Origin of the sequence: Kitasatospora sp. MAP5-34 (genome assembly GCF_029894335.1) — a bacterium.
GTDB lineage: Bacteria > Actinomycetota > Actinomycetes > Streptomycetales > Streptomycetaceae > Kitasatospora.
Window position 1 is genome coordinate 325,715 of sequence record NZ_JARXZC010000002.1, and the last position, 22,809, is coordinate 348,523.

Genomic DNA, 22,809 nt, shown 5'->3' on the forward strand with positions numbered 1-22,809 from the left:
GGGCGAACAGATTTACATCTCAGCATCCGTCATATTACCGACCGGTAATGTCGCATTACTGAGTGGTAATGCGGAAGGAGGCCCGGTGCGCGATGCACCGGGCCTCCTCACGTCAGCCGCTGTCAGGCCCGGACGGTGGCCGGGTCAGCCGTTCTCAGGCCTTGCCGCCCGTCGCGGTCTCCTCGGCGAAGCGGACCAGGGTGCGGATCGCGCTGCCGGTGCCGCCCTTGGGGGTGTAGCCGAACGGCGCGCCCTCGTGGAAGGCCGGGCCCGCGATGTCCAGGTGCGCCCAGTCGGTGCCCTCGGCGACGAACTCCTTCAGGAACAGACCGGCCACCAGGCCGCCGCCCATCCGGTCGCCCATGTTGGCGAGGTCGGCGATGGTCGAGTCGGTCATGCCCTTGCGCAGGTCGGCCGGGAGCGGCATCGGCCAGGCCGGCTCGCCCACCGAGACGGCGGTGGTGTGCAGGCGGGTGCGCAGCTCGTCGTTGTTGGACATCACACCGAAGGTGCGGTTGCCCAGGGCCATCACCATGGCGCCGGTCAGGGTGGCGACGTCGATGATGACGTCCGGGTTCTCCTCGCCGGCCCGGACGATCGCGTCGGCCAGCACCAGCCGGCCCTCGGCGTCGGTGTTCAGCACCTCGACGGTCTTGCCGCCGTACATCCGCAGGACGTCACCCGGGCGGGTGGCCGTACCGGACGGCATGTTCTCCGCCAGCGCCAGCCAGCCGGTGACGTTGACGGCCAGGCCGAGACGCTTCACGGCGACCACGGCGGCGAACACGGCGGCAGCACCGGCCATGTCGCACTTCATGGTCTCGTTGTGGCCGGCCGGCTTCAGCGAGATGCCGCCCGAGTCGTAGGTGATGCCCTTGCCGACGAGCGCGATGGTCTGCTTGGCCTTCGGGTGGGTGTAGGCCACCTTGACCAGGCGCGGCGGGTTGTCCGAACCGGTGCCGACGCCCAGGATGCCGCCGAAGCCGCCCTTGGTCAGCGCCTTCTCGTCCAGCACCTCGACCTTGAGGTCGTGCTCCTTGCCGGCCGCCTGGGCGATCGCGGCGAAGGACTTCGGGTTGAGGTCGTTCGGGGCGGCGTTGACCAGGTCGCGGGCGCGGTTGATCTCCTCGCCCATCGCGGTGGCGCGCTCGACGGCGGCCTTGGCGTCCTTGCTGCCCTTGCGGTCCGTCAGCACGACGAGCTCGCCGACCGGCGACTTGCCGTTCTCGCCCTTGTACGTGGTGTACGAGTACGACCCGAGCAGGCCGCCGAGGGCGACGGCCTCGATCAGCTCGGCCGAGTCGGCCGGCAGGGCCAGCGCGGCCTTCTTGAGGCCGGCCAGGGTACGGGCGGCGACGCCCGCCGCGTGGCGGACCGTCTCGGCGGAGTAGCCCGCCTCGGCGGCCTCACCGAGGCCGACCGCGAGGACGAGTGCGGCCTTCAGGCTGGGGGCGGCAGGCAGCTTGACGGCCTCGCCCTCGGCGCCCGTCGCGCCCAGGGTGCTGAGGACCTCGGCCAGCTTGCCCTCGAACGCCTCGGCCACGGCCTCGGAGCCGGGAGCCAGCAGCAGGCCCTTGGGACCCTTGGCGACGCCGATCACGAGCGCGTCCGCGCGCAGCGAGGCGGCGGAGGAGGTGCTCACAGACAATGCAGTCACGTAAATGCGTCCTGTTCTTTCGCGGTCCACGGCCGGTTACGGCGACGGTGCCGTATCGGCGTAACCCCGGCGTGATCCGCCGGAACGGGTCGCAGGGCTACGGTGCTCACCGCATGTTAGTCCGCATGGTGGGATCACGCCGTAGTGCCTGGGCGCCTCGGCGTCGGCCGGAGCCCCGGCGGACGCCCCCACCGTCCGGTCAGCCGACCGCGAGCACGACCAGTGCCGCTGTCGCCGCCGTCTCGGCCATCGCGCCCAGGACGTCGCCGGTGATGCCGTCGAACCGCCGTACGCAGCGGCGGAGCAGCAGCCAGGCGCAGCCGACGCCGACCACAACGGCGGTCGGCAGGAGCGGATCTGACGTACCGACAAGAACGAGCACCGGCACCGCCGTCACCGACAGCGCCCCGATCGGGGACACGGTGCCCGCCACCATCGCCCCCAGCCCGCCGGGCCGGGCGGCGGGGACGGAGCGCAGGCAGCCCCAGGCCAGCGCGCAGCGGGCCGTCACGGCGGCGGTCAGCGCCGCGAGCGTGCCGCGCCACACCGAGACCTCGAACTGACCGGCGAGTGCGGCGGTCTGTGCCAGCAGCACCAGCACCAGGGTCAGCACCCCGAACGGGCCGATGTCCGACTGCTTCATGATCCGCAGCGCGTCCTCGGCGGGCTTCCCGCTGCCCAGGCCGTCCGCGACGTCCGCCAGCCCGTCCAGGTGCAGCCCACGGGTGAGCGCGGCCAGTACGGACACCGCCGTGACGGCTCCGAGCAGTCCGCCGCCGCGCCAGGCGGCCAGCGCACCGGCGCCGGCGGCGAGCCCGCCCAGCACCAGCCCGACCAGCGGCGCGCAGAGCATCGCCCGCCCCGCCGTCGGGCGGTCCCACCGCTCCACCCGCACCCGCAACACGGACAGCGTGCCGAACGCGAAGCGCAGCCCGTGCGTGAGCCCGGGCCCGGGCTCACGCACGGGCTGGTTCACAGCCAAGTTCTCAGAGCCTGCCCAGCAGCTCCGCCGCGCTGGGCAGGCGCGGGGGCTCCTGCGGCGCGCGGGTGGCCGTGGTCACCAGCAGGGTGTCGGCGGGGTCGGCGAGCGTGTCCGAGGCGGCCTGCAGCAGCGGCAGCGCCAGCAGCGCACCCACGCCCTCGCCCATCGAGACGTCCAGGCTCTGCAGCGGGGTCAGCGTCAGCCGGTCGTACGCCTTCGCCTGGGCCGGCTCGCCGCTCGACTGACCGGCCCGCCACCACTCCGGTGCCCGGAAGGCGATCCGCTGCGCGACCAGGGCGCAGGCCGCGGAGACCGTGCCGTCCAGCACCACCGGCAGCTTGCGCGCGGCGGCCTGCAGCAGAAAGCCGGTGATCGCGGCGAAGTCCGCGCCGCCGACCGTCGCGAGCAGCGCGAGCTGGTCGCCGAGGACCGGGCGGGCCCGGCGCAGCGCGTCCCGGACGGTCGAGCACTTGACCATCCACACGTGGTCGTCGATCCCCGAGCCGCGCCCGGTGACGGCCGCCGCGTCGGTGCCGCAGAGCGCGCCGACCAGTACGGCGGCGACGGTGGTCGAGCCGGCCCCCAGGTCGCCGAGCAGCACCAGGTCCGTCCCGGCGTCGGCCTCCTCGTCGGCGACCGCCATGCCCGCGCGGAAGGCGCGGACGGCCTCCTGGGGGCTGAGCGCGTCCTCGATGTCGATCCGGCCCGAGCCCCGCCGCACGCGGTGCTGCACCACCTCGGCCGGGAACTCCCCGGCGTCGGCGTCCACCGCGAGGTCCACCACGCGCACCTCGGCGCCGTAGCGCCGGGCCAGCACGGCGACGGGAGCCGTGCCGTCGAGCACGGCGTGCACCCGCTGCGCGGTGCGCCCGGCGGGAGCGGGACGGGAGACCCCGAGCGCGGCCACCCCGTGGTCGCCGGCGAACAGCAGCACCTTGGCGGCGGTCAGCGGCCGTACCGGCGAGGCGCCCTGGACGGAGGCCAGCCAGCTGCCGAGCTCCTCCAACCGCCCAAGGCCGGCGGGCGGCTTGTCCAGCTGCTGCCAGCGCTCCTCGGCGGCCCGGCGAGCGCTCTCGTCGGGGCGCTCCACGAGTGAGGAGAAGGTATCGAGATCCATGGTGGTGTCCATCGCTGGGAAGGCTACACGGCAGGGGGTTTGATGGTCAGCACCTGCCCGGCAACGACGAGAAGTACACGCTCCGAGGCGTCTGCCACCGCCATGTTCAGCCGCCCGAGGGTGTCCCTGAACCTCCGGCCGGCGGCGGTCGCCGGGACGACGCCCATGCCCACCTCGTTGCTCACCGCGATCACCTGACGACCGGTCAGCCGCCAGGCGTCGGCCAGCTCGTCGCAGCGCCGCTGGACCGCCCGCTCGCCGCCCGCCGCCCAGACGGCGTCGTCCCAGGCGTCGCACTCGTCCAGCACGGCGGTAAGCCAGAGCGCCAGACAGTCGATCAGTACGGGCGCCCGGTCCGCCGGGTCGGCCAGCACCGCCGTCAGCTCGCAGGTCTCCGCCGTCCGCCAGCTCACCGGACGGCGCTCCCGGTGCAGCTCGACGCGCTGCGCCCACTCCGGGTCACCCTCGCGGGAGCCGCTGGTGGCCACGTACAGCACGTCGGCATGACCGGCGAGCAGCTGCTCGGCGTGGGTGGACTTGCCACTGCGGGCGCCGCCGAGGATCAGGGTGCGGGGGAGTGCCATGCCGCCCATCCTGCCCGACCGGCAGTCCCGGTCAGGCATGGGGCGGCCAGGGGTGGGCACGCTACCCTTCGCACGACAGCGAGGTCATCGGGAGGAGCCAGGCATGGTGTGGACGTGGCGGTACGAGACGGCGGACGGCTCCCTGGTCACCCTGCCCGACCAGGAGGAGTACCCGGGCCAGGGCGACGCCGAGTCGTGGATCGGCGAGAACTGGAAGGAACTCCTGGACGGCGGCGTCGACCGGGCCGTCCTGCTGGAGGACGGTAACGTCATCTACTCCATGAGCCTGCACGAGAGCTGAAGGCAACCGCCCAGCCACAGCCAGGGGCGCGGGGAGCTGCGCGAAACGGAAGGCAACAGACCCGCACCCTCCCGCATCGCGCAAGTCCCTCGCGCCCTTGTCCCTGACGCTTACTTCGCGCCGAACACGTGCAGCAGCGCCGCCACCTGCCGGTACGGGTCCTGCTGCCCGGCGCGCTCCTCGGCGTCCAGCAGCTGCGCGAGCTGGCGCCCGTCCACCGGCGCGGCGCTCTCCGGCGTGCTGTCGGTGAAGACCCGCACCCCGTACCAGTGCCGCAGCGGGACGGAGACCTCGCTCAACGTCGTCGCCAGGTCCTCGAGCCGGTCGGCGCGGGCGGGCAGGCCGAGGTGGTTGGTGTAGCGGGAGTGGTCGAAGGCGTCCAGCGCGGCCCGCCAGTCACCCGTCAGGCCCGGCCGCATGGCGAGCGCGTCGGCGTTGCGCACCAGCAGCGAGAGCAGGCCGCCGGGTGCCAGCATCCGGGCCAGCGAGGCGAGCATCGGGTCCGGGTCGGGCAGGTACATCAGCACACCGTGGCAGAGCACCACATCGAAGCTGCGCGGCCCGAACCAGCGCCCGCACTGGTGCCCGTCCCCGCTGAGCAGCCGGACCTGCTCCCGCACCTCGGACGGCTCGGCCGCCAGCGCGGCCTGCGCGGCGCCGAGCATCACCGGGTCGGGGTCGAGCCCGGTGACCAGGTGGCCGGCCCGGGCCAGCCGGATCGCCTGGGTGGCCTGGCCGCAGCCGACGTCGAGCACCCGCAGGCCGGTCCGCCCGTCGAGCTGCTCGGCGAGCTGCCGGGCCACCAGCTCCTGGCGGACGAGGTTGCGCAGCCCGCCCTGCCGTTCCAGCCAGGACCCGGCCGGGTACGAGCCGCCACGGGCCGGCAGCCGGTCGTGCGTACCGGCCCCCTGCCCGGGCAGCGCGTACGGACCGGTCACCTCCGGTGCGCTCTGGGTGGCCCAGGACGGAACGGTCCAGTACGGCTGCGGCGGAACCGGCTCGGCCGTCAGGGTCGCTCGCCCCGCTTCACCTGCGGCTTCGGCAGCCGCAGCCGCCGCATCTGCAGGAGGCGCATCAGCGCGTAGGGGACCACACCACGGGTGTTCTGGCCGGGGAACCTGGCGGCCAGCGCCTTGCGCAGGCCGAGGCCCAGCCGGAGGAAGTCCAGCACCACCAGGACGAGGAAGAGCAGGAAGAGCAGCGTGGAGAGCAGCTGAAGCGCGGGCACCTTGACGATGCTGAGGACCAGCACCACCACGGCGTACGGCAGGAAGAACTCGGCCAGCGACCAGCGGGAGTCCACGTAGTCACGGGCGAACCTGCGCACCGGGCCCTTGTCACGGGCCGGAAGGTAGCGCTCGTCACCCGCGATCAGGGCGGTGCGCTCCTGCTCCCGCTTGGCGCGGATGCGCTCGCGGGACTGCTTGGCGGCTTCCTTGCGGTCCTTGGGGACAGCCACCTTGGTACGGCGGTTGGCCTCGGCCTCACTGCGCTTGGGCGTGGGCCGGCCCTTGGGGGCCTGCGGGTCGCGGGACTGGGTCGTATCGTCCTGCTCGGCCAGCGCGGTGGCGGAGGAGGCATCATCTGAGCGGCGTCGGAACACACCCCCAGCGTACGTGGTGGGTGCGCGGTTCCCGTCGTGCCGTCCAAACCGAAGCGGTATCGATAGGAGCGTCCGCCCGGCGTGTCCCCTACGGGCGTGACCTCCCTCTGACGGATCATGGTCGGTCCGGGTATCCACCCTTGGGACGATGTCGGGGCGGCGGTGGATGTAGCAGTCTTGTTGCAGGCAGGTGCACTGCGGCGAGCCTCTCGCTGCACATACACTCAGTCATGTCAGTACGAGACGAACCGCAGGCCCGAGAAGGGGGCACCCGAGGCCCATGAGCGACGGAATCATGAAGCGTATGGGGCTGATCTTCCGCTCCAAGGCGAACAAGGCCCTGGACCGTGCGGAGGACCCGCGAGAGACGCTCGACTACTCCTACCAGAAGCAGCTCGAACTGCTGCAGAAGGTTCGTAGGGGCGTCGCCGACGTGGCCACCTCGCGCAAGCGGTTGGAGCTCCAGCTGACCCAGCTGCAGCAGCAGTCCGCCAAGTACGAGGACCAGGGCCGCAAGGCACTCTCGCTGGGTCGTGAGGATCTGGCCCGAGAGGCTCTGACCCGCAAGGCCAACATGCAGTCCCAGATCACCGACCTGGAGACGCAGTACCAGCAGCTGCAGGCCGAGGAGGAGAAGCTCACGCTCGCCTCCCAGCGGCTGCAGGCCAAGGTGGACGCCTTCCGTACCAAGAAGGAGACCATCAAGGCCACGTACACCGCCGCCCAGGCGCAGACCCGGATCGCGGAGTCCTTCTCCGGGATCTCGGAGGAGATGGGCGACGTGGGCCTGGCGATCCAGCGGGCCGAGGACAAGACCGCCCAGATGCAGGCGCGGGCCGGTGCGATCGACGAGCTGCTCGCCTCGGGTGCGCTCGACGACAACAGCGGGCTCGGCCGCAAGGACGACATCGAGGCCGAGCTGGAGCGGGTGGCGGGCGGCTCCGACGTGGAGCTCGAGCTGGCCCGGATGAAGGCCGAGCTCACCGGCGGCAGCCCGGCGGCCCAGCCGGCGATCGAGCAGGGCAAGCAGGACAAGCCCCCGACGATCAACTACAACAAGTAGTAGTGACACAACTCAGTAAGCGGCGCTTCCGAGAGCAGGGAGAGACACCGGCATGATCATGCGGGTCATGGGTGAGGGGCAGTACCGGGTGGGCGACGACCACCTGAACCGGCTCAACCAGCTCGACGACGAGCTGCTCACCGCGCTGGAGGCGGGGGACGAACCCCAGTTCCGAGCCGCGCTCGGCAAGCTGCTGGATGCGGTGAAGGAGTTCGGCACCCCGTTGCCCGACGACTCCCTCGAACCGTCGGACCTGATCCTGCCGGACGCCGAGGCGACCATCGACCAGGTCAAGGAGATGCTGCTCTCCGAGGGCGAGGGCATCATCCCCGGCTTCGCCGAGTAGGCGAGAGCGAGTAGTACGTGAGAAGGGCGGGCACCCACCGGGTGCCCGCCCTTCAACCTTCTCGGAATCGGCGGAGCCCTACGGCAGCGCCAACATCCGGTCCAGCGCGGCCTTCGCGTACTTCTCGGTCTCGGCGTCCACGGTGATGACGTTCGGGACCCGGCCCTCGACCAGCGACTCCAGCGTCCAGACCAGGTGCGGGAGGTCGATCCGGTTCATGGTCGAGCAGAAGCAGACCGCCCGGTCCAGGAAGACGACCTCCTTGTCCGGGTGCGCCTTGGCGAGCCGGCGGACGAGGTTGAGCTCGGTGCCGATGGCCCACTTGGAGCCGGGCTCGGCGGCGTCCAGCGCCTTGATGATGTACTCGGTCGAGCCGACCAGGTCGGCGGCCGAGACCACCTCGTGCTTGCACTCGGGGTGCACCAGCACGTTGACGCCGGGGATCCGGGCGCGGACGTCGTTGACGGAGTCGACCGAGAAGCGGCCGTGCACCGAGCAGTGCCCGCGCCAGAGGATGATCTTCGCGTTCCGCAGCTGCTCGGTGGTCAGCCCGCCGTTCGGCTTGTGCGGGTTGTAGAGCACGCAGTCGTCCAGCGAGAAGCCCAGGTCGCGGACGGCGGTGTTGCGACCGAGGTGCTGGTCCGGCAGGAAGAGCACCTTCTGGCCCTGCTCGTACGCCCACTCCAGCGCCCGCTGGGCGTTGGAGGAGGTGCAGATGCTGCCGCCGTGCTTGCCGGTGAACGCCTTGATGTCGGCCGAGGAGTTCATGTACGAGACCGGGACGGTGACGTCGGCTATGCCCGCGTCGGCGAGCACGTCCCAGCACTCGGCGACCTGCTCGGCGGTGGCCATGTCGGCCATCGAGCAGCCGGCCGCGAGGTCCGGCAGGATGACCTGCTGGGCGCTGCTGGTGAGGATGTCGGCGGACTCCGCCATGAAGTGCACGCCGCAGAAGACGATGAACTCGGCCTCCGGGCGGGCGGCGGCGTCGCGGGCCAGCTTGAACGAGTCGCCGGTCACGTCGGCGAACTCGATGACCTCGTCACGTTGGTAGTGGTGACCCAGGATGAAGACCCGGTCACCCAGCTTCGCCTTGGCGGCGCGGGCGCGCTCGACGAGGTCGGGGTCGGACGCCGCGGGCAGATCGCCCGGGCACTCGACGCCGCGCTCGCTGTTCGGGTCGGCCTCGCGGCCGAGCAGCAGCAGAGCCAGCGGGGTCGGAGTGGGGTCGATCCCGTAGGTCTCGGTGGTGGTGGTCACGGGCGGGTGCCCTCCTGTACGGCCGGCCGAGTCGAGCAGCCTTTTCGTCTATCTGACGCTATCTATCATAACCCGTTCGCGTCACTCTGACGATGTCCACCCTGTCGATGTGATCAGAACCGCTCACCGGGACGGAGTCTTCCCAGGCGTGTCGCGCTGCGGCCCGGGCCCGCCCGTGTTGGCTGGGCCCATGAAGGCAATCGCGATTCTGCAGTACGGCGGTCCCGAGGTCGTCGAGTACCTCGAGCTCCCCGATCCCAAGGTCGGACCGGACTCGGTGCTGGTCCGGGTCAAGGCGGCCGGGGTGAACCCGGTCGACTGGAAGATCCGCGACGGGCACCTGGACGGCATCCTGGACGTCCACTTCCCCCTGATCATGGGCTGGGACGTGGCCGGCGTGGTCCAGGCAGTCGGCGGGGCCGTCACCGAGTTCAAGCCCGGTGACGAGGTGGTCGGTTACGTCCGCAAGGACTCCGTCGAGTTCGGCACGTACGCCGAGTTGGTCTCCGCCCCCGTGCGGACGCTCGCGTTCAAGCCCGCGTCGCTGGACTGGGCGGCGGCGGGCGGGCTGCCACTGGCCGGGCTGTCGGCCTATCAGGGGCTGGTCAAGAAGCTGCGGGTGCAGCCGGGGGAGACGGTACTGATCCACGCCGCCGCCGGTGGCGTCGGCAGCCTGGCCGTCCAGATCGCCAAGGCGCTCGGTGCCCGGGTGATCGGCACCGCAAGCGAGCGCAACCACGCCTTCCTGCGCGAACTCGGCGCCGAGCCGGTGACGTACGGCGACGGGCTGGCCGACCGTGTCCGGGCGCTCGCACCCGCCGGGGTGGACGCGGTCTTCGACGTGATCGGCGGCGGCGTGGTCGGTCTCTCGGCCGGGCTGGTCGCCGACCCGCACCGGATCGCCTCGATCGCGGACTACGGAGTGGTCGCCCTCGGCGGGCAGTACCTCTTCGTACGTCCGGACGCCGCCGACCTGACCGAACTCGGCCGGCTCGCCGACGAGGGAAAGCTCACAGTGCCGGTCGCCTCGATCTTCCCGCTCTCCCAGGCCGCCAGTGCCCAGGCGCTGAACGCCGAGGGCCGGACCAGGGGAAAGATCGTCCTGTTGGTGGACTGACCGGGAATCTTCGCCAGAATGGGGAGCGGCGTGACGTTTCTGCAAGAACGTCCAGCCTTCCCCCACGTACCTGTCACCAGTGGAGCCCCGCACCCATGAGCACGAGTAGAGCGCCGGACCGAGCGCCGGATCGAGAGCCAGAGCTGGGCGGGGCCTCCCTGGACGACACGGACCGGCTGCTGCTCGCCCACCTGAGCCGGGACGGCCGGGCCTCGTACGCCGAGATCGGCCTGCTCGCCAACCTCTCCGCCACCGCCGTCCGCCGCCGAATCGACCGGCTGCGCTCACGAGGCGTGGTACGCGGCTTCACGGTCGTCCTCGACCCCGCGCTGCTCGGCTGGCAGACCGAGGCGTTCGTCGAGGTCTACTGCCGCGAGCGCACCGCGCCCGAGGAGATCCTCGCCAGCCTGCGCCAGTTCCCCGAGGTGGTCGCCGCCTGGACGGTGACCGGCGATCCGGACGCCCTGGTGCACCTGCGGGCCTCCGACACCCGGCACCTGGAAGCCGTGATCGAGCGGATCCGCAAGGAGCCCGGCGTACAGCGAAGCCGCAGCTCAGTGGTGCTCTCGCAGCTGATCGGCCAGCTGTAACAGCCGCCACGCAGGAATCCTGCGCGACACCTCTCGAACGCGCTCGAAAACTGCCCGACCGGCCGGGTTCCGACGCGCGCCCGGGGGCCTGCGCTGCCTACGCTGATCATGTCCGGCAGGCGTCCCTCGGCAGCCCCCGGGCCTCCCCCTGCCACCCCACAGCGAGAGGCACCCTCGTGTCTGCAGCCCCCAACCGCATGCACCGGCCCGACGCGGAGCTGGTCGACCTGGTATTCGACTACATGCGTGAGCGGCTCCAGTACGATCCCGTGCCGCTCGACCACCCCGGCGACGGCGAGCACCTGCGCACCCACCTGGCCGGGTTGCTGAACGAGCACGGCAACAACCCCGCCGACGTGCTCAAGCTCTACGACCACGAGCTCTCCCGCGCGGTGATCTCCGCCGACAGCCCGCGCTACCTGTCCTTCATACCGTGCGCCCCGACCAAGGCCGCGCTGCTCTTCGACATGGTGGTCTCCTGCGCCTCGCTGCAGGGCATCTCCTGGCTGGAGGCGGCCGGTGCGATCGCCGCCGAGAATCAGGTGCTGCGCCTGATCGCCGACCGTGCGGGCCTGCCCGAGTCGGCCGGCGGCACCTTCGTCTCCGGCGGTTCGGCCGGCAATCTCTCCGCCCTGGTCGTCGCCCGGGACACCGCCCGCCGCAAGCTCGGCGTGGGTCCGGAGGCGCGGCTGCGGGTGGCTGTCGCGGACCAGGTGCACTCGTCCGTCAAGAACACCTTCAACATCATCGGCGTCGAAGCGTTCAAGGTCCCGACCGTCGACCGCCGCTTCACCGGCGAGGCGCTGCGCGCCGCGCTGGCCGCCGACCCGAACCCCGAGACCGTGATCGCGGTGGTCGGCACCGCCGGCACCACCAACGAGGGCATCATCGACGACCTGCAGGGTCTGTCGGAGGTCACCCGCGAGCGCGGCATGTGGTTCCACGTGGACGGCGCGTACGGCGGCGCCGGGCTCTTCGCCCCCTCCGTCCGGGAGCGCTACAACGGCATCGAGCACGCCGACTCGTTCGTGGTGGACCCGCACAAGTGGCTGTTCGCGCCGTTCGACTGCGCCGCGCTGCTCTACCGCAACCCGCAGCTGGCCCGGTCCGTGCACACCCAGGACGCCTCGTACCTGGACGTGCTGCACACCGAGGGCGACGAGTGGAACCCCACCGACTACGCCTACCACCTCACCCGCCGGGCCCGTGGCCTGCCGCTCTGGTTCTCGATCGCGGTGCACGGCACCCAGGCGTACACGGACGCGATCGAGGAGGGCCTGACCCTGGCCCGCGAGACCGCGCAGCTCATCGAGGAGACCGAGCACCTCGAACTGCTGATGGACCCGCAGCTCTCCGCCGTCTGCTTCCGCCGCACCGGCTGGACCAACGACGACTACTACCGCTGGTCCCAGCAACTGCTCGCCGACCAGATCGGCTTCGTCACCCCGACCGGCTGGGAGGGCGAGACCGTCGCCCGCTTCGCCTTCCTGCACCCGGGCACCACGATGGACATGGTCCGCGAGATCCTCGCCACGATGGCCTGACCGGCCTGCGGGTCGGTCTGGCCGCCCTGGTCAGAGAAAGCCCCCGCTGGGGATGTACGGCGTGGGCGGCCGCATGCCGCGTACCGCGAGGTAGCCCCGGGTCTCCAGGCTGAGGCCGACCTCCAGGCCGACGTCCACGGCCCACTCCTGCTCGGCGGTGAGGAAGCCCACCACGGCCTCCTCACCGTCCGGCACCCGGGCCAACGCCTCCCGGAGCAGGCGGGTCGCGATCCGCTTGGAGGTGGCGGCGAGCAGCTTCACGGTGCCGCCGTCGCGGTAGCAGTAGCCGCTGCCGGCCAGGGTGTCGGCGATCAGCAGCTCGTCGTAGTGGGCGAGCATGAAGGCGTGGTCGGGGCCGTGCGCGGAGCCCCGGGTGCGCCGGTCCACCGAGTCCAGCAGGTGGGTGTGGACGGCGCTGCCGGGGTGTACGGGGATGTCGCCCGGGTCCAGCAGCCCGGCGCGGTCCACCTTGCCCGTCAGCCGCATGGTGGGGTGCAGCGTGAAACCGGCCTGCCGGTAGCGCCGGGCGGCCGCGGGGGAGGGCGAGGCGCAGATCAGACCGCGGAGGCAGCCCCGGCCGTGCTCCGCCGCCCGTTCCAGCAGCAGCCGTCCGACGCCCTTGCCCTGGGCGCTCGGCAGTACGGCGAAGAACGCCAGGATCCAGACCCCCTCGCGCCGGATCGAGAGCGCCGCTCCGATCGCGCTGCCGTTCTGCTCGGCGATCCAGCAGCCCTCCGGGTCGGTCCGTACCAGGTGCCGTATCCAGGCGAGCTGCTGGATGCGGGCGGCGGCGTCCGGCGACTCCGGGGGCTCAGGGGTCTCGGGGGCTCCGGGGGTGACAGCGGCGGGATCGCGGAACGTGTTCCGGGAGATGGCCCGGACCGTTTCCGCATCCGCTGCGGTGTCCTGGAGTTGGCGAATGAGCATGCCTCCCATCCTGCTGTCCCGGACCCGCACCCGTGGGTGGTTTGGCCGATCGGGCGGTGACCAGCGGCCGTGGGTGTGCGAGCATGGGTGTGTGGGGGAGTGGGCGCTGAACGGCGCCTCTTATTGCGGAGACACCAGAATCACCGCTCGGAAATTAATCCGGGCGGCCGCTGGTTGGGACTGGCGGCAGATCGTCGTCAAAGACCGGGAGTAGCAGATGACCGTCCAGGACGAGAAGACCACCGTCGAGAGTGGTCTGCTCCTTACCGATGCCGCTGCGGCCAAGGTGAAGGGCCTGCTCGAGCAGGAAGGCCGTGACGACCTCGCGCTGCGCGTGGCGGTTCAGCCGGGCGGTTGCTCGGGCCTGCGCTACCAGCTGTTCTTCGACGAGCGCTCGCTCGACGGCGACGTGGTCAAGGACTTCAACGGTGTGAAGGTCGTCACCGACCGGATGAGCGCCCCTTACCTCGGCGGCGCGTCGGTCGACTTCGTCGACACCATCGAGAAGCAGGGCTTCACGATCGACAACCCGAACGCCACCGGCTCCTGCGCCTGCGGCGACAGCTTCAACTAGAGCTGAGCCTGACGCATCGAAGGCGGCCCCCGGGTGATCCCGGGGGCCGCCTTCGTCTGTCCGGGCTTCGTGCGTCCGGGCTTCGTTCGTCCGGAACGGACTACTGGGGGCCGCCGATGGGGCCCGGGTCGTTCGGGACGTCCTGGCCGGTCGCCAGGTCGACCACCTTGCGGCCCGCCAGGGGGTGGCTGAGCTGGGCACTCACCGCGTTCCTCTTGACCAGGGCGGGGCACTCCCGGCCGATCGGCGCGGTCTGGGTGATCACCACGCGGACGCCCACCTGGCCGGCCTTGGACTCGTCCGCCTTCAGGCCGTACGTGTCGCAGGTGCCGCCGTAGAAGTAGACGGTGAGCGTGTTGCCCTGGCTCTGGTAGCCGATGGCCGGGAGCTTGACGGGGGCGGGCTCACCGCTCGCGACCCCCGGGCTGCTGGGCGAGACGGGCGGCCCGGGAGTGGGGGCGCTGGTCGCACCGCCACCGGCCGACTGGGAGGGGCCCACGGACGGGCTGGGGCTGGCGGAGGTACTGGGTGAGGCAGCGGGCGGGGTGGTCATCGAGGCGCTCGCCGCCGTCGTGCTGGTGCCCGATCCGCACGCGCTGACCGCTCCGGCGGCAAGCAGCAGCCCCGCCAGTGCCGTCACCCGACGCCTGCGCGTGGTCCTGACTGTTACCACTGCGGTCTTCTGGTTCATGCTGAGACATCCTCCCGGGGGTTCAGCCTCCGCCTCCACAGCGGCGCTGTGCGGGTGTGACGTGGCTCGGAGGATTCTGGTTCCCGCCGACACTTTCCCGCCGACATTTCGGCCGACCTGCCAGACCGGTAAGGGCGGCCACGCGGCCCCGCCACCCGGGCCGACCCCTGGCTCAGCCTCCGTACTCGGGCATCCCGGCGACCAGCCGCTGGGTGCGGGTCGGGACCGACACCCCGACCGGGGTGGCTGCGGCCGGCTCCTGGTGCGCGGCGGAGGACGGCCAGAACCGGCCCATCCGGCGCGAGGTGCTGACCAGCGAGTCAAGGGTGTCGGTGTCGGCGTCACCCTTGCGGGAGCCGGAGGTCGGCCGGCTGCCGGAGGGCCGTAGGGCGGGGTGACTGGACATCATCGGTCATCGCTCCGATCACTCGGCCGTGGCGGCGACGCCACGAGCCTGGCCGGGGGCCCGTCTCGGCCCTTTGTCTGCGACCCTAGGCCGCCGCATCGCGCCGGAACAGAGCTACTGCGGGGTAGTACACCTTCGAGGGTCGGGTGTGCCACCCGGGCTCGGCCCGGTACCGTGTGGGGGTTCAGTCCGTTGCCGCCGCCCTAGGGCCACCTGAGGAGAACCCCGTGCGTATCGCCGTCGCCGGCTCGATCGCCACCGACCACCTGACGACCTTCCCCGGGCGTTTCGCCGACCAGCTGGTCGCCGAGCAGCTCCACACGGTGTCGCTCTCCTTCCTGGTCGACACCCTCGACATCCGCCGTGGCGGGGTCGCCCCGAACATCGCGTTCGGCATGGGCGTGCTCGGCCTGCGCCCGATCCTGATCGGCGCGGCCGGCGCGGACTTCGAGGAGTACCGCAGCTGGCTCGGCCGCAACAACGTGGACACCGACTCGGTGCACATCTCCGAGACCCGGCACACCGCCCGCTTCATGTGCACCACGGACCAGGACCACAACCAGATCGCCTCCTTCTACACGGGCGCGATGGCCGAGGCCCGCAACATCGAGCTGAAGCCCGTCGCCGACCGCGTCGGCGGCCTGGACCTCGTCCTGATCGGCGCCGACGACCCGCAGGCGATGGTCCGGCACACCCAGGAGTGCCGCACCCGTGGCTACGCCTTCGCCGCCGACCCCTCGCAGCAGCTGGCCCGCCTGGAGGGCGACGACATCCGCGAGATCGTGGACGGCGCCGCGTACCTGTTCACGAACGAGTACGAGGCCGCGCTGATCGAGACCAAGACCGGCTGGAGCGCCGAGGAGATCCTCGGCCGGGTCGGCACCCGGATCACCACCCTCGGCCCCAAGGGCGTGCGGATCGAGCGCGCGGGCGAGCCCGCGATCACCGTCGGCTGCCCGGCGGAGGAGCGGAAGGCCGACCCGACCGGCGTCGGCGACGGCTTCCGGGCCGGCTTCCTGGCGGGCCTGTCCTGGGGCTTCGGCCTGGAGCGCTCGGCCCAGCTCGGCTGCATGCTCGCGACCCTGGTCATCGAGACCGTCGGCACCCAGGAGTACGAGCTGCGCCACGGCCAGTTCCTCGACCGCTTCGCCACCGCCTACGGCGAGGCCGCGGCAGCGGAGGTCCGCGCCAAGCTCGTCAAGTAAGGGCTGACCGGAGCAGGGGCGGGGCCTCGGGCCCCTGCTCCGGTTGCTGTGACCAGTCAGGAAATCCGTTTCACCAGGTAGGCGAAGCCCCGGTCCGCGCCGTAGTCGGCGGCCGGGGCCTCGCCCAGGTACTCCTGCGAACGCATGCCGCACCAGGCCGGGATGTCCAGCCGGGCCGCCTCGTCGTCGGCCAGGACGGCGACCGTCCCGCCCGGGGCGACCTCGCCGATCCGTTTGGCCAGCTCGATCACCGGGAGCGGGCAGAGTTTGCCCAGTGCGTCGATGACCAGGCTGTCGGTCCGGGCGGGGGCGGTCGGGAGGTCGAGCCCGAGCGGGGCTCGTACGTCGGCCACCAGGCCGGGCAGGATGGCGAGGAAGCGGTCCACGTCGGCCTCGTCGACGCCGTACGGGAGCGAGACCCGGACGTTGCCCTCGGTCAGCACGCCCATCGCGGCCAGCACGTGGCTGGGCGTCAGGGTGCTGGAGGTGCAGGAGGAGCCGGAGGAGACCGCGAAGCCGGCCCGGTCGAGTTCGCCGAGCAGTACTTCGCCGTCCACGTACAGGCAGGAGAAGGTGACGAGGTGCGGCAGCCGGTTGACCGGGTCGCCGACCACCTCCACCTCGGGAACCAACTGCGCGACCTGGGTGCGGATGCGTTCGACCAGCGCGTGCAGCCGGGCGTTCTCCCGTTCGGCCTCGGCGTGGACGGCCCGCAGTGAGGCCGCCGCCGCGACGATCGCGGGCACGTTGACGTAGCCGGGGACCCGGCCGCGCTCGCGTTCGTCGGCGGGCAGCGGCGAGGCGTAGCGGACGCCCTTGCGGACGGCGAGCACGCCGACGCCCGCCGGGCCGCCCCACTTGTGCGCGGAGGCGGCCAGCAGCGACCAGCCGGCCGGGACGGGCAGCCGGCCGGCGCTCTGCGCGGCGTCCACCAGCAGTGGGACACCGGCCGCCGCGCACCGGGCGGCGACCTCCTCGACCGGCTGGAGGGTGCCGACCTCGTGATTGGCCGTCTGGAGTACGGCCAGCGCGGTGTTCTCACGGAGCGGGTACTGCGCCGGGTCGGCCCGGCCGAGGCGGTCGACCGGGACGGCGCTCACCTCGCCGCCGCCGGCGAGGTGCTGCTCGGCGACGTGCAGCACGCTGGAGTGCTCGACTGCGGAGTGGACCAGGTGGTTTCCCCTGCGCCGGTTGCCCTTGAGTGCGCCGAGCATGCCCAACTGCACCGCCTGGGTGCCGCTGGCGGTGAACGAGATCTCGTCCGCCCGCGCGCCGAGCACCTCGGCCACCGTCTCGCGGGCCGCGTCGAGCAGCATCCGGGCCTGCCGTCCGGAGCGGTAGAGCCGGGCCGGGTCGGCCCACCCTTCGTCCAGCGCGGCGGTCAGCGCCTGCCGGGCGACGGGATGCAGCGGAGCGGTCGAGGCGACGTCGAAGTAGGACACGCACCACACCGTAATCCCCGTCTCACCGTCCATCAGCTGTGCGGGCCCGGCATGCCTCCGGGTGCGCGTCGCGGCACGCCGATTTGTCCGGTTCCTGGGCGTCCGACGATCCGTCACCCGTGTGTCGCAGCAGTGTCCCCCGATCGGGTGTGCGAGCCTCTAATGCCTGCCATGACCTGCGAGTCAACCCCTGCGGGGGCTGATCGGGTACCCGGGCGGCGCGTTACTGGGACCTGCCCGTCAGGAGCGCATAAGCCTGGAGTAGGGTTTGGCCCGCATAAGCATTCAAACCGTGCCCGTGGCCGGGTCGCCGGGGAGGCGCACAGCACTCCCGGCGGCGACGCGATCGCGGGCGAGACTTCGGGAAGGCGCTACGTGAGTCCCAACGGCTCCGACCGCTCGCCGCGGCGCACGATGCGGCGGAAGCTGCCTCAGGCGCTGGCACTGGGCCTCGTCATCGCGACCGCTACCGGCTGCTCGGCCAACGACCTCCCCAGGCTTGGCCTCCCCACCCCCGTCACCAAGGAAGGACCCATGGTCCTTCAGATGTGGCAGGGCTCCTGGATCGCGGCACTGGTGGTCGGCGCACTGATGTGGGGTCTGATCATCTGGAGCGTGATCTTCCACCGGCGCAGCCGCTCCAAGGTGGAGATCCCCGCTCAGACCCGGTACAACGTGCCCATTGAGGCGCTGTACACAGCGGTCCCCCTCGTCATCGTCTCGGTGCTCTTCTACTTCGTCGCCCGCGACGAGTCGCGCCTGACCTCCACCTCGGCGAAGCCGCAGCACTACGTCAACGTGGTGGGCTTCCAGTGGAGCTGGGCGTTCAACTACGAGAACACCGAGAAGCCTGACCCGGCGAACACCGACGCCGCCTACGACGTGGGCACCCCGGCGCTGCCGCCGACGCTCTACCTGCCGATCAACGAGTCGGTGGAGTTCCGCCTCACCTCGCGGGACGTCATCCATGACTTCTGGCCCGTCAACTTCCTGATGAAGATGGACGTCGTGCCGGGCGTGGTGAACAAGTTCCAGGTCACCCCGACCGCCTTCGGTACCTTCCGTGGGAAGTGCGCCGAGCTCTGCGGTGTGGACCACTCCCGGATGTTGTTCAACGTCAAGGTCGTGACCCACGACGAGTACGAGCAGCACCTCAAGGAGCTGCAGGCCAAGGGCCAGACCGGCGCGGTGCCCTCGGGCATCACGACCATGGGAAGTGAGAAGTGACTATCCTCAACGAGCCCGCCGCTGCCGGCGGGGCATCCGGGGCCACGGTCACGGACGGCGGGGGCCAGTACTCCCGCAAGCCGGGTTCCACGATCATCAAGTGGCTGACCACCACCGACCACAAGACGATCGGCACGATGTACCTCGGTACCTCGTTCGCGTTCTTCCTGATCGGCGGCATCCTCGCCCTGGTCATGCGCGCCGAGCTGGCCCGTCCGGGGACGCAGATCCTCTCGAACGAGCAGTTCAACCAGGCGTTCACGATGCACGGCACGATCATGCTGCTGATGTTCGCGACGCCGCTGTTCGCGGGTTTCGCGAACTGGATCATGCCGCTGCAGATCGGCGCCCCCGACGTCGCGTTCCCGCGACTGAACATGTTCGCCTACTGGCTGTACCTGTTCGGCTCGACGATTGCGGTCGGTGGCTTCCTCACCCCGCAGGGCGCGGCCGACTTCGGCTGGTTCGCCTACTCCCCGCTGTCGGACGCCGTCCGCTCGCCGGGTGTCGGCGCCGACATGTGGATCATGGGTCTGGCCCTCTCCGGCTTCGGCACGATCCTCGGTGCGGTCAACTTCATCACCACCATCATCTGCATGCGCGCGCCCGGCATGACGATGTTCCGGATGTCCATCTTCGTGTGGAACGTCCTGCTGACCGCCGTGCTCGTCCTGCTGGCCTTCCCGGTCCTGGCCGCCGCGCTGCTCGCGCTGGAGGCGGATCGGAAATTCGGGGCACATGTCTTCGACCCGGCGAACGGTGGATCACTGCTCTGGCAGCACCTCTTCTGGTTCTTCGGACACCCCGAGGTGTACATCATCGCGCTGCCGTTCTTCGGCATCATCTCGGAGATCATCCCGGTCTTCAGCCGTAAGCCGATGTTCGGCTACTCCGGTCTGATCGCGGCCACCATCGCGATCGCCGGTCTGTCCGTGACGGTGTGGGCCCACCACATGTACGTCACCGGCCAGGTGCTGCTGCCGTTCTTCTCCTTCATGACCTTCCTGATCGCGGTCCCGACCGGTGTGAAGTTCTTCAACTGGGTCGGCACCATGTGGAAGGGCTCGCTGAGCTTCGAGTCCCCGATGCTCTGGACGGTCGGCTTCCTGGTGACCTTCCTCTTCGGTGGTCTGACGGGTGTGCTGCTGGCCTCGCCGCCGATCGACTTCGGCGTCTCGGACTCGTACTTCGTCGTCGCCCACTTCCACTACGTGGTCTTCGGCACCGTCGTCTTCGCGATGTTCGCCGGCTTCCACTTCTGGTGGCCGAAGATGACCGGCAAGATGCTCGACGACCGCCTGGGCAAGGTCACCTTCTGGACGCTGTTCATCGGCTTCCACACCACCTTCCTGGTGCAGCACTGGCTCGGCGCGGAGGGCATGCCCCGCCGCTACGCCGACTACCTGGCCTCGGACGGTTTCACCACGCTGAACACCGTCTCGACCATCGGTTCGTTCCTGCTCGGTCTGTCGATCCTGCCGTTCCTCTACAACGTCTGGAAGACCGCCAAGTACGGCGAGAAGGTCGAGGTCGACGACCCGTGGGGTTACGGCCGTTCGCTGGAGTGGGCGACCTCCTGCCCGCCGCCGCGGCACAACTTCCTCACCCTGCCCCGGATCCGTTCGGAATCCCCGGCGTTCGACCTGCACCACCCCGAGATCGCGGCGCTGGACTACCTCGAGAACAACGGTGAGCCGGCCAAGCACTTCGCCGGGGTGACCCCCGCTTCGTACGACAACCCGAAGCTCGACCGGGCCAAGAAGAAGGAAGGCGACGCCTGATGAAGGAACAGGGCAAGATCTTCCTGGGCTTCGCGGTCTTCATCCTGATCATGGCGATCACCTACGGCATCTGGACCACGCACAGCGACCACGGCACGGAGGCGGCCGGTACCACCGCGCTGTTCCTGGCCTTCGGTCTGTGCGGCTTCATCGGGTACTACCTCGCCTTCACCGCCCGCCGGGTGGACAGCGGCGCGGGTGACAACCCCGAGGCCGAGGTCGCCGACGACGCCGGCGAGGTGGGCTTCTTCGCCCCCCACAGCTGGCAGCCGCTCTCGCTGGCGATCGGTGGTGCGCTCGCCTTTCTGGGCGTCATCTTCGGTTGGTGGCTGCTGTACTGGTCGATCCCGATCATCCTGATCGGCCTGTACGGCTGGGTCTTCGAGTTCTACCGGGGCGAGGACCAGAACCAGTAGGTTCCCCTCTCTCCAGGCACTGGGCCGGGCATCCCTTCGGGGGTGTCCGGCCCAGTGGCGTTCTGCGGGGTGCTGTCCGGGGCGCCGCATCACCCGTTCGGTGTCGCCCGGTCGCCGCCTGTCAGGGGCCGTTCGTACGATCTGATAGATCATCGGACCCTTAGGAGGCATCGATGAGCGCCAATCCCAGAGCCGCGAGCGGTGGACCCGCCCGTTGGTGGGCCGCCTCGGCCGCTCTCCTGCTCCTGGCCCCGCTGGCGGCCTGTTCGACGCGGGCCGGTCCGGCCGGCGCGATGGCGGCACCGGGCGTGGTGGACGCCGGCCCGCTGGTGCACACCTCGGGCACCGCCGACCTGGACCCGGCCCAGCCCTTCACCGTCACGTCCGTGCCCGGCAGCCGGCTCACCGATGTCACGGTCAGCGGCCCGGACGGCCGCCTGGTGGCCGGGCGGCTCGCCGCCGACCAGCACAGCTGGCAGACCACCGGCCGGCTGAGCGCGGGCGCCAAGTACGCCGTCCGGATCGCCGCCGACAACGGCAAGGGCGGCCGGGGCGAGACGGCCAGCACCTTCAGCACGGTGGCCCCGAAGAACCAGCTCACGGCGGAGCTCGGACCGGACTCCTCCGGCAGCGGCATCTACGGGGTGGGCCAGCCGCTCACCGTGAAGCTCTCGGCGGCGGTCAAGGACCCTGCCGCCCGTCAGGAGGTCGAGCGCAGCCTGAAGGTGGTCTCCGAGCCCGCCGTGGAGGGTGCCTGGTACTGGGTCGACGACCAGAACCTGCACTTCCGCCCGCAGGAGTACTGGCCGGCCAACGCGAAGATCAGGCTCAGCTTCGACGCTGCGGGCGCCAGGATCTCGGACGGCCTGTACGTGGGGGAGAGCAGCTCGAAGTCGTTCCGGACGGGCGACCGGGTCGAGGCACTGGTCGACGCGGGCTCCCACGAACTGACCTACCGGCGCAACGGCGAGGTGGTCAACACCATCCCGGTCACCACCGGCAAGCCCGGCTTCTCCACCCGTAACGGCATCAAGGTGGTGCTCGGGCAGGAGTCCCTGGTCCGGATGAGCAGCGAGACGATCGGCATCGGGGCGGGCAGCCGGGAGGCGTACGACCTCCAGGTCCACTGGGCCACCCGGGTGACGTGGAGCGGCGAGTACGTCCACGCGGCGCCCTGGTCGGTCGGCTCGCAGGGCGTCGAGAACGTCAGCCACGGCTGTACGGGCATGAGCACCGACAACGCCAAGTGGTTCTTCGACCAGACCCGGATCGGCGACATCGTCCAGGTGATCAACAGCCGTGGCGCGGAGATGGAGCCCTTCGGCAACGGCTTCGGCGACTGGAACGTCACCTGGGACGACTGGCTCAAGCACAGCGCCCTCGGCAAGCCCGTCAACACAGCGGGCCCCATCGACCCGGCCACCACCCGGGACACCGGCCCCTTGCCGCAACTCTGACGCTGCGCACTCTGAGCAACCACAGCAGGGGCGCGGGGAACTGCGCGACCAGGGCACAACGTACGTGCACGGTTGCGCAGTTCCCCGCGCCCCTGCTCTGGTTGCCGTTGAGCGCACAGTTCCGGCTACCCGCCGTAGGCGAGCCGCAAGGCGCCGTCCACGGCCGCCAGCGCCTCCTCCCGGGACACCCCGAGCCGTACCGCCCGCTCCGCGTACTCCGCCGCCGCCGCTGCGGCCAGCCGGTGCGCGGTGTCGCCGGCGGCGGCGATCAGGGTGCCGCGCCGGCCGTGGGTCTCGACCACGCCGTCGGACTCCAGCTCGCGGTAGGCCCGGGCCACCGTGTTGGCGGCCAGGCCGAGTTCCTCGGCGAGGGCCCGTACGGTGGGCAGCTTCAGGCCCGTGGGCAGGACGCCCTCGCGGGCCTGTTCGGCGATCTGGGCCCGGACCTGCTCGTACGGGGGAGTGGCGGAGGCGTGGTCGATGCTCAGCTGCACGGTGGGCTCCTGACGGCGGGTGAGG

General features: G+C 71.0%; 23 protein-coding genes and 1 pseudogene. 12 read left to right on the top strand and 12 right to left on the bottom strand.

All coding sequences use genetic code 11. The features are described from left to right. Positions 1–154: 154 nt before the first annotated feature. The 4 genes and pseudogenes from P3T29_RS03405 to cobU form a co-directional block, all read right to left on the bottom strand. Positions 155–1,657 carry a leucyl aminopeptidase gene (locus tag P3T29_RS03405; protein ID WP_280714712.1) on the bottom strand — a complete coding sequence of 501 codons (1,503 nt, stop codon included), beginning with the start codon at positions 1,655–1,657 and terminating at the stop codon, positions 155–157. A gap of 199 nt (positions 1,658–1,856) precedes the next feature. Then, positions 1,857–2,633, bottom strand: a complete 777-nt coding sequence (locus tag P3T29_RS03410; RefSeq protein WP_280714713.1) for an adenosylcobinamide-GDP ribazoletransferase — start codon at positions 2,631–2,633, stop codon at positions 1,857–1,859. A gap of 10 nt (positions 2,634–2,643) precedes the next feature. Continuing rightward, positions 2,644–3,768: a nicotinate-nucleotide--dimethylbenzimidazole phosphoribosyltransferase gene (cobT, locus tag P3T29_RS03415; protein ID WP_280714714.1), complete on the bottom strand. Its 1,125-nt coding sequence runs from the start codon at positions 3,766–3,768 to the stop codon at positions 2,644–2,646. Between the two features lie 11 nt (positions 3,769–3,779). Continuing rightward, positions 3,780–4,328 (bottom strand): annotated as a pseudogene (cobU, locus tag P3T29_RS03420) (bifunctional adenosylcobinamide kinase/adenosylcobinamide-phosphate guanylyltransferase); the annotation flags it as partial. 115 nt (positions 4,329–4,443) lie between these two features. On the opposite strand from cobU, the gene P3T29_RS03425 reads away from it, so the two are divergent. Next, positions 4,444–4,641: a hypothetical protein gene (locus tag P3T29_RS03425; RefSeq protein WP_280714715.1), complete on the top strand. Its 198-nt coding sequence runs from the start codon at positions 4,444–4,446 to the stop codon at positions 4,639–4,641. A gap of 110 nt (positions 4,642–4,751) precedes the next feature. On the opposite strand, the gene P3T29_RS03430 is transcribed toward P3T29_RS03425, so the two are convergent. Together P3T29_RS03430 and P3T29_RS03435 are read right to left on the bottom strand one after the other, a co-directional pair. Continuing rightward, positions 4,752–5,528, bottom strand: a complete 777-nt coding sequence (locus tag P3T29_RS03430; protein ID WP_280714778.1) for a methyltransferase domain-containing protein — start codon at positions 5,526–5,528, stop codon at positions 4,752–4,754. A gap of 119 nt (positions 5,529–5,647) precedes the next feature. After that, positions 5,648–6,244, bottom strand: coding sequence for a DUF3043 domain-containing protein (locus tag P3T29_RS03435; RefSeq protein WP_280714716.1), 597 nt, complete (start codon positions 6,242–6,244; stop codon positions 5,648–5,650). 304 nt (positions 6,245–6,548) lie between these two features. Here P3T29_RS03435 and P3T29_RS03440 point away from each other — a divergent pair, with 304 nt between their 5' ends. Both P3T29_RS03440 and P3T29_RS03445 read left to right on the top strand, forming a co-directional pair. After that, on the top strand, positions 6,549–7,307 hold the full coding sequence (locus P3T29_RS03440; protein ID WP_280714779.1) for a PspA/IM30 family protein: 759 nt from the start codon (positions 6,549–6,551) through the stop codon (positions 7,305–7,307). A gap of 52 nt (positions 7,308–7,359) precedes the next feature. Then, complete coding sequence (locus P3T29_RS03445; protein ID WP_280714717.1) at positions 7,360–7,653, top strand: hypothetical protein; 294 nt, start codon at positions 7,360–7,362, stop codon at positions 7,651–7,653. Between the two features lie 78 nt (positions 7,654–7,731). Here the strand turns inward: P3T29_RS03445 and nadA are convergent, their stop codons facing one another. Further along, complete coding sequence (gene nadA, locus P3T29_RS03450) at positions 7,732–8,913, bottom strand: quinolinate synthase NadA (RefSeq protein WP_280714718.1); 1,182 nt, start codon at positions 8,911–8,913, stop codon at positions 7,732–7,734. A gap of 190 nt (positions 8,914–9,103) precedes the next feature. Here nadA and P3T29_RS03455 point away from each other — a divergent pair, with 190 nt between their 5' ends. The 3 genes from P3T29_RS03455 to P3T29_RS03465 all read left to right on the top strand — a co-directional run bounded on the left by P3T29_RS03455 (position 9,104) and on the right by P3T29_RS03465 (position 12,164). Beyond that, positions 9,104–10,030 (top strand): NADP-dependent oxidoreductase, encoded by a 927-nt coding sequence (locus P3T29_RS03455; protein WP_280714719.1) that lies wholly within the window; start codon positions 9,104–9,106, stop codon positions 10,028–10,030. A 95-nt stretch (positions 10,031–10,125) separates the two neighbouring features. Then, a complete protein-coding gene (locus P3T29_RS03460; RefSeq protein WP_280714720.1) occupies positions 10,126–10,620 on the top strand; it encodes an Lrp/AsnC family transcriptional regulator in 495 nt (164 codons plus the stop codon). A 176-nt stretch (positions 10,621–10,796) separates the two neighbouring features. Then, complete coding sequence (locus P3T29_RS03465) at positions 10,797–12,164, top strand: pyridoxal-dependent decarboxylase (RefSeq protein WP_280714721.1); 1,368 nt, start codon at positions 10,797–10,799, stop codon at positions 12,162–12,164. Positions 12,165–12,194: 30 nt separating this feature from the next. On the opposite strand, the gene P3T29_RS03470 is transcribed toward P3T29_RS03465, so the two are convergent. Continuing rightward, entirely contained in the window at positions 12,195–13,091 is an 897-nt protein-coding gene (locus P3T29_RS03470; protein WP_280714722.1) for a GNAT family N-acetyltransferase, read from the bottom strand. Between the two features lie 217 nt (positions 13,092–13,308). Here P3T29_RS03470 and erpA point away from each other — a divergent pair, with 217 nt between their 5' ends. Next, positions 13,309–13,665: an iron-sulfur cluster insertion protein ErpA gene (erpA, locus tag P3T29_RS03475; protein ID WP_280714723.1), complete on the top strand. Its 357-nt coding sequence runs from the start codon at positions 13,309–13,311 to the stop codon at positions 13,663–13,665. Positions 13,666–13,765: 100 nt separating this feature from the next. On the opposite strand, the gene P3T29_RS03480 is transcribed toward erpA, so the two are convergent. Further along, positions 13,766–14,356: a hypothetical protein gene (locus P3T29_RS03480; RefSeq protein ID WP_280714724.1), complete on the bottom strand. Its 591-nt coding sequence runs from the start codon at positions 14,354–14,356 to the stop codon at positions 13,766–13,768. Between the two features lie 172 nt (positions 14,357–14,528). Beyond that, positions 14,529–14,765 (bottom strand): hypothetical protein, encoded by a 237-nt coding sequence (locus P3T29_RS03485; protein ID WP_280714725.1) that lies wholly within the window; start codon positions 14,763–14,765, stop codon positions 14,529–14,531. Positions 14,766–14,989: 224 nt separating this feature from the next. On the opposite strand from P3T29_RS03485, the gene P3T29_RS03490 reads away from it, so the two are divergent. Beyond that, positions 14,990–15,967 (top strand): carbohydrate kinase family protein, encoded by a 978-nt coding sequence (locus P3T29_RS03490; RefSeq protein WP_280714726.1) that lies wholly within the window; start codon positions 14,990–14,992, stop codon positions 15,965–15,967. A 56-nt stretch (positions 15,968–16,023) separates the two neighbouring features. Here the strand turns inward: P3T29_RS03490 and P3T29_RS03495 are convergent, their stop codons facing one another. Next, on the bottom strand, positions 16,024–17,409 hold the full coding sequence (locus P3T29_RS03495) for an aminotransferase class V-fold PLP-dependent enzyme (protein WP_280714727.1): 1,386 nt from the start codon (positions 17,407–17,409) through the stop codon (positions 16,024–16,026). Between the two features lie 375 nt (positions 17,410–17,784). Between P3T29_RS03495 and coxB the strand changes: the two genes are divergently transcribed. From coxB to P3T29_RS03515, 4 genes are all read left to right on the top strand, one after another. After that, positions 17,785–18,636 (top strand): cytochrome c oxidase subunit II, encoded by an 852-nt coding sequence (coxB, locus tag P3T29_RS03500; protein WP_280714728.1) that lies wholly within the window; start codon positions 17,785–17,787, stop codon positions 18,634–18,636. Continuing rightward, complete coding sequence (gene ctaD, locus P3T29_RS03505) at positions 18,633–20,417, top strand: cytochrome c oxidase subunit I (RefSeq protein WP_280714729.1); 1,785 nt, start codon at positions 18,633–18,635, stop codon at positions 20,415–20,417. Before coxB ends, ctaD begins: the two co-directional genes overlap by 4 nt. Beyond that, positions 20,417–20,833 carry a cytochrome c oxidase subunit 4 gene (locus P3T29_RS03510; RefSeq protein ID WP_280714730.1) on the top strand — a complete coding sequence of 139 codons (417 nt, stop codon included), beginning with the start codon at positions 20,417–20,419 and terminating at the stop codon, positions 20,831–20,833. Before ctaD ends, P3T29_RS03510 begins: the two co-directional genes overlap by 1 nt. A gap of 173 nt (positions 20,834–21,006) precedes the next feature. Next, positions 21,007–22,290, top strand: a complete 1,284-nt coding sequence (locus tag P3T29_RS03515) for an Ig-like domain-containing protein (RefSeq protein WP_280714731.1) — start codon at positions 21,007–21,009, stop codon at positions 22,288–22,290. Positions 22,291–22,415: 125 nt separating this feature from the next. Here P3T29_RS03515 and P3T29_RS03520 read toward each other — a convergent pair whose 3' ends face one another. Then, complete coding sequence (locus P3T29_RS03520) at positions 22,416–22,784, bottom strand: GntR family transcriptional regulator (protein WP_280714732.1); 369 nt, start codon at positions 22,782–22,784, stop codon at positions 22,416–22,418. Positions 22,785–22,809 lie beyond the last annotated feature (25 nt).

Coding starts and splice junctions, on each gene's coding strand:
- cobT (WP_280714714.1), bottom strand. CDS start 3,768: ATGGACACCACCATGGATCTCGATACCTTCTCCTCACTCGTGGAGCGC.
- P3T29_RS03425 (WP_280714715.1), top strand. CDS start 4,444: ATGGTGTGGACGTGGCGGTACGAGACGGCGGACGGCTCCCTGGTCACC.
- P3T29_RS03440 (WP_280714779.1), top strand. CDS start 6,549: ATGGGGCTGATCTTCCGCTCCAAGGCGAACAAGGCCCTGGACCGTGCG.
- P3T29_RS03445 (WP_280714717.1), top strand. CDS start 7,360: ATGATCATGCGGGTCATGGGTGAGGGGCAGTACCGGGTGGGCGACGAC.
- P3T29_RS03455 (WP_280714719.1), top strand. CDS start 9,104: ATGAAGGCAATCGCGATTCTGCAGTACGGCGGTCCCGAGGTCGTCGAG.
- P3T29_RS03460 (WP_280714720.1), top strand. CDS start 10,126: ATGAGCACGAGTAGAGCGCCGGACCGAGCGCCGGATCGAGAGCCAGAG.
- P3T29_RS03470 (WP_280714722.1), bottom strand. CDS start 13,091: ATGCTCATTCGCCAACTCCAGGACACCGCAGCGGATGCGGAAACGGTC.
- erpA (WP_280714723.1), top strand. CDS start 13,309: ATGACCGTCCAGGACGAGAAGACCACCGTCGAGAGTGGTCTGCTCCTT.
- P3T29_RS03480 (WP_280714724.1), bottom strand. CDS start 14,356: ATGAACCAGAAGACCGCAGTGGTAACAGTCAGGACCACGCGCAGGCGT.
- P3T29_RS03485 (WP_280714725.1), bottom strand. CDS start 14,765: ATGATGTCCAGTCACCCCGCCCTACGGCCCTCCGGCAGCCGGCCGACC.
- P3T29_RS03510 (WP_280714730.1), top strand. CDS start 20,417: ATGAAGGAACAGGGCAAGATCTTCCTGGGCTTCGCGGTCTTCATCCTG.
- P3T29_RS03515 (WP_280714731.1), top strand. CDS start 21,007: ATGAGCGCCAATCCCAGAGCCGCGAGCGGTGGACCCGCCCGTTGGTGG.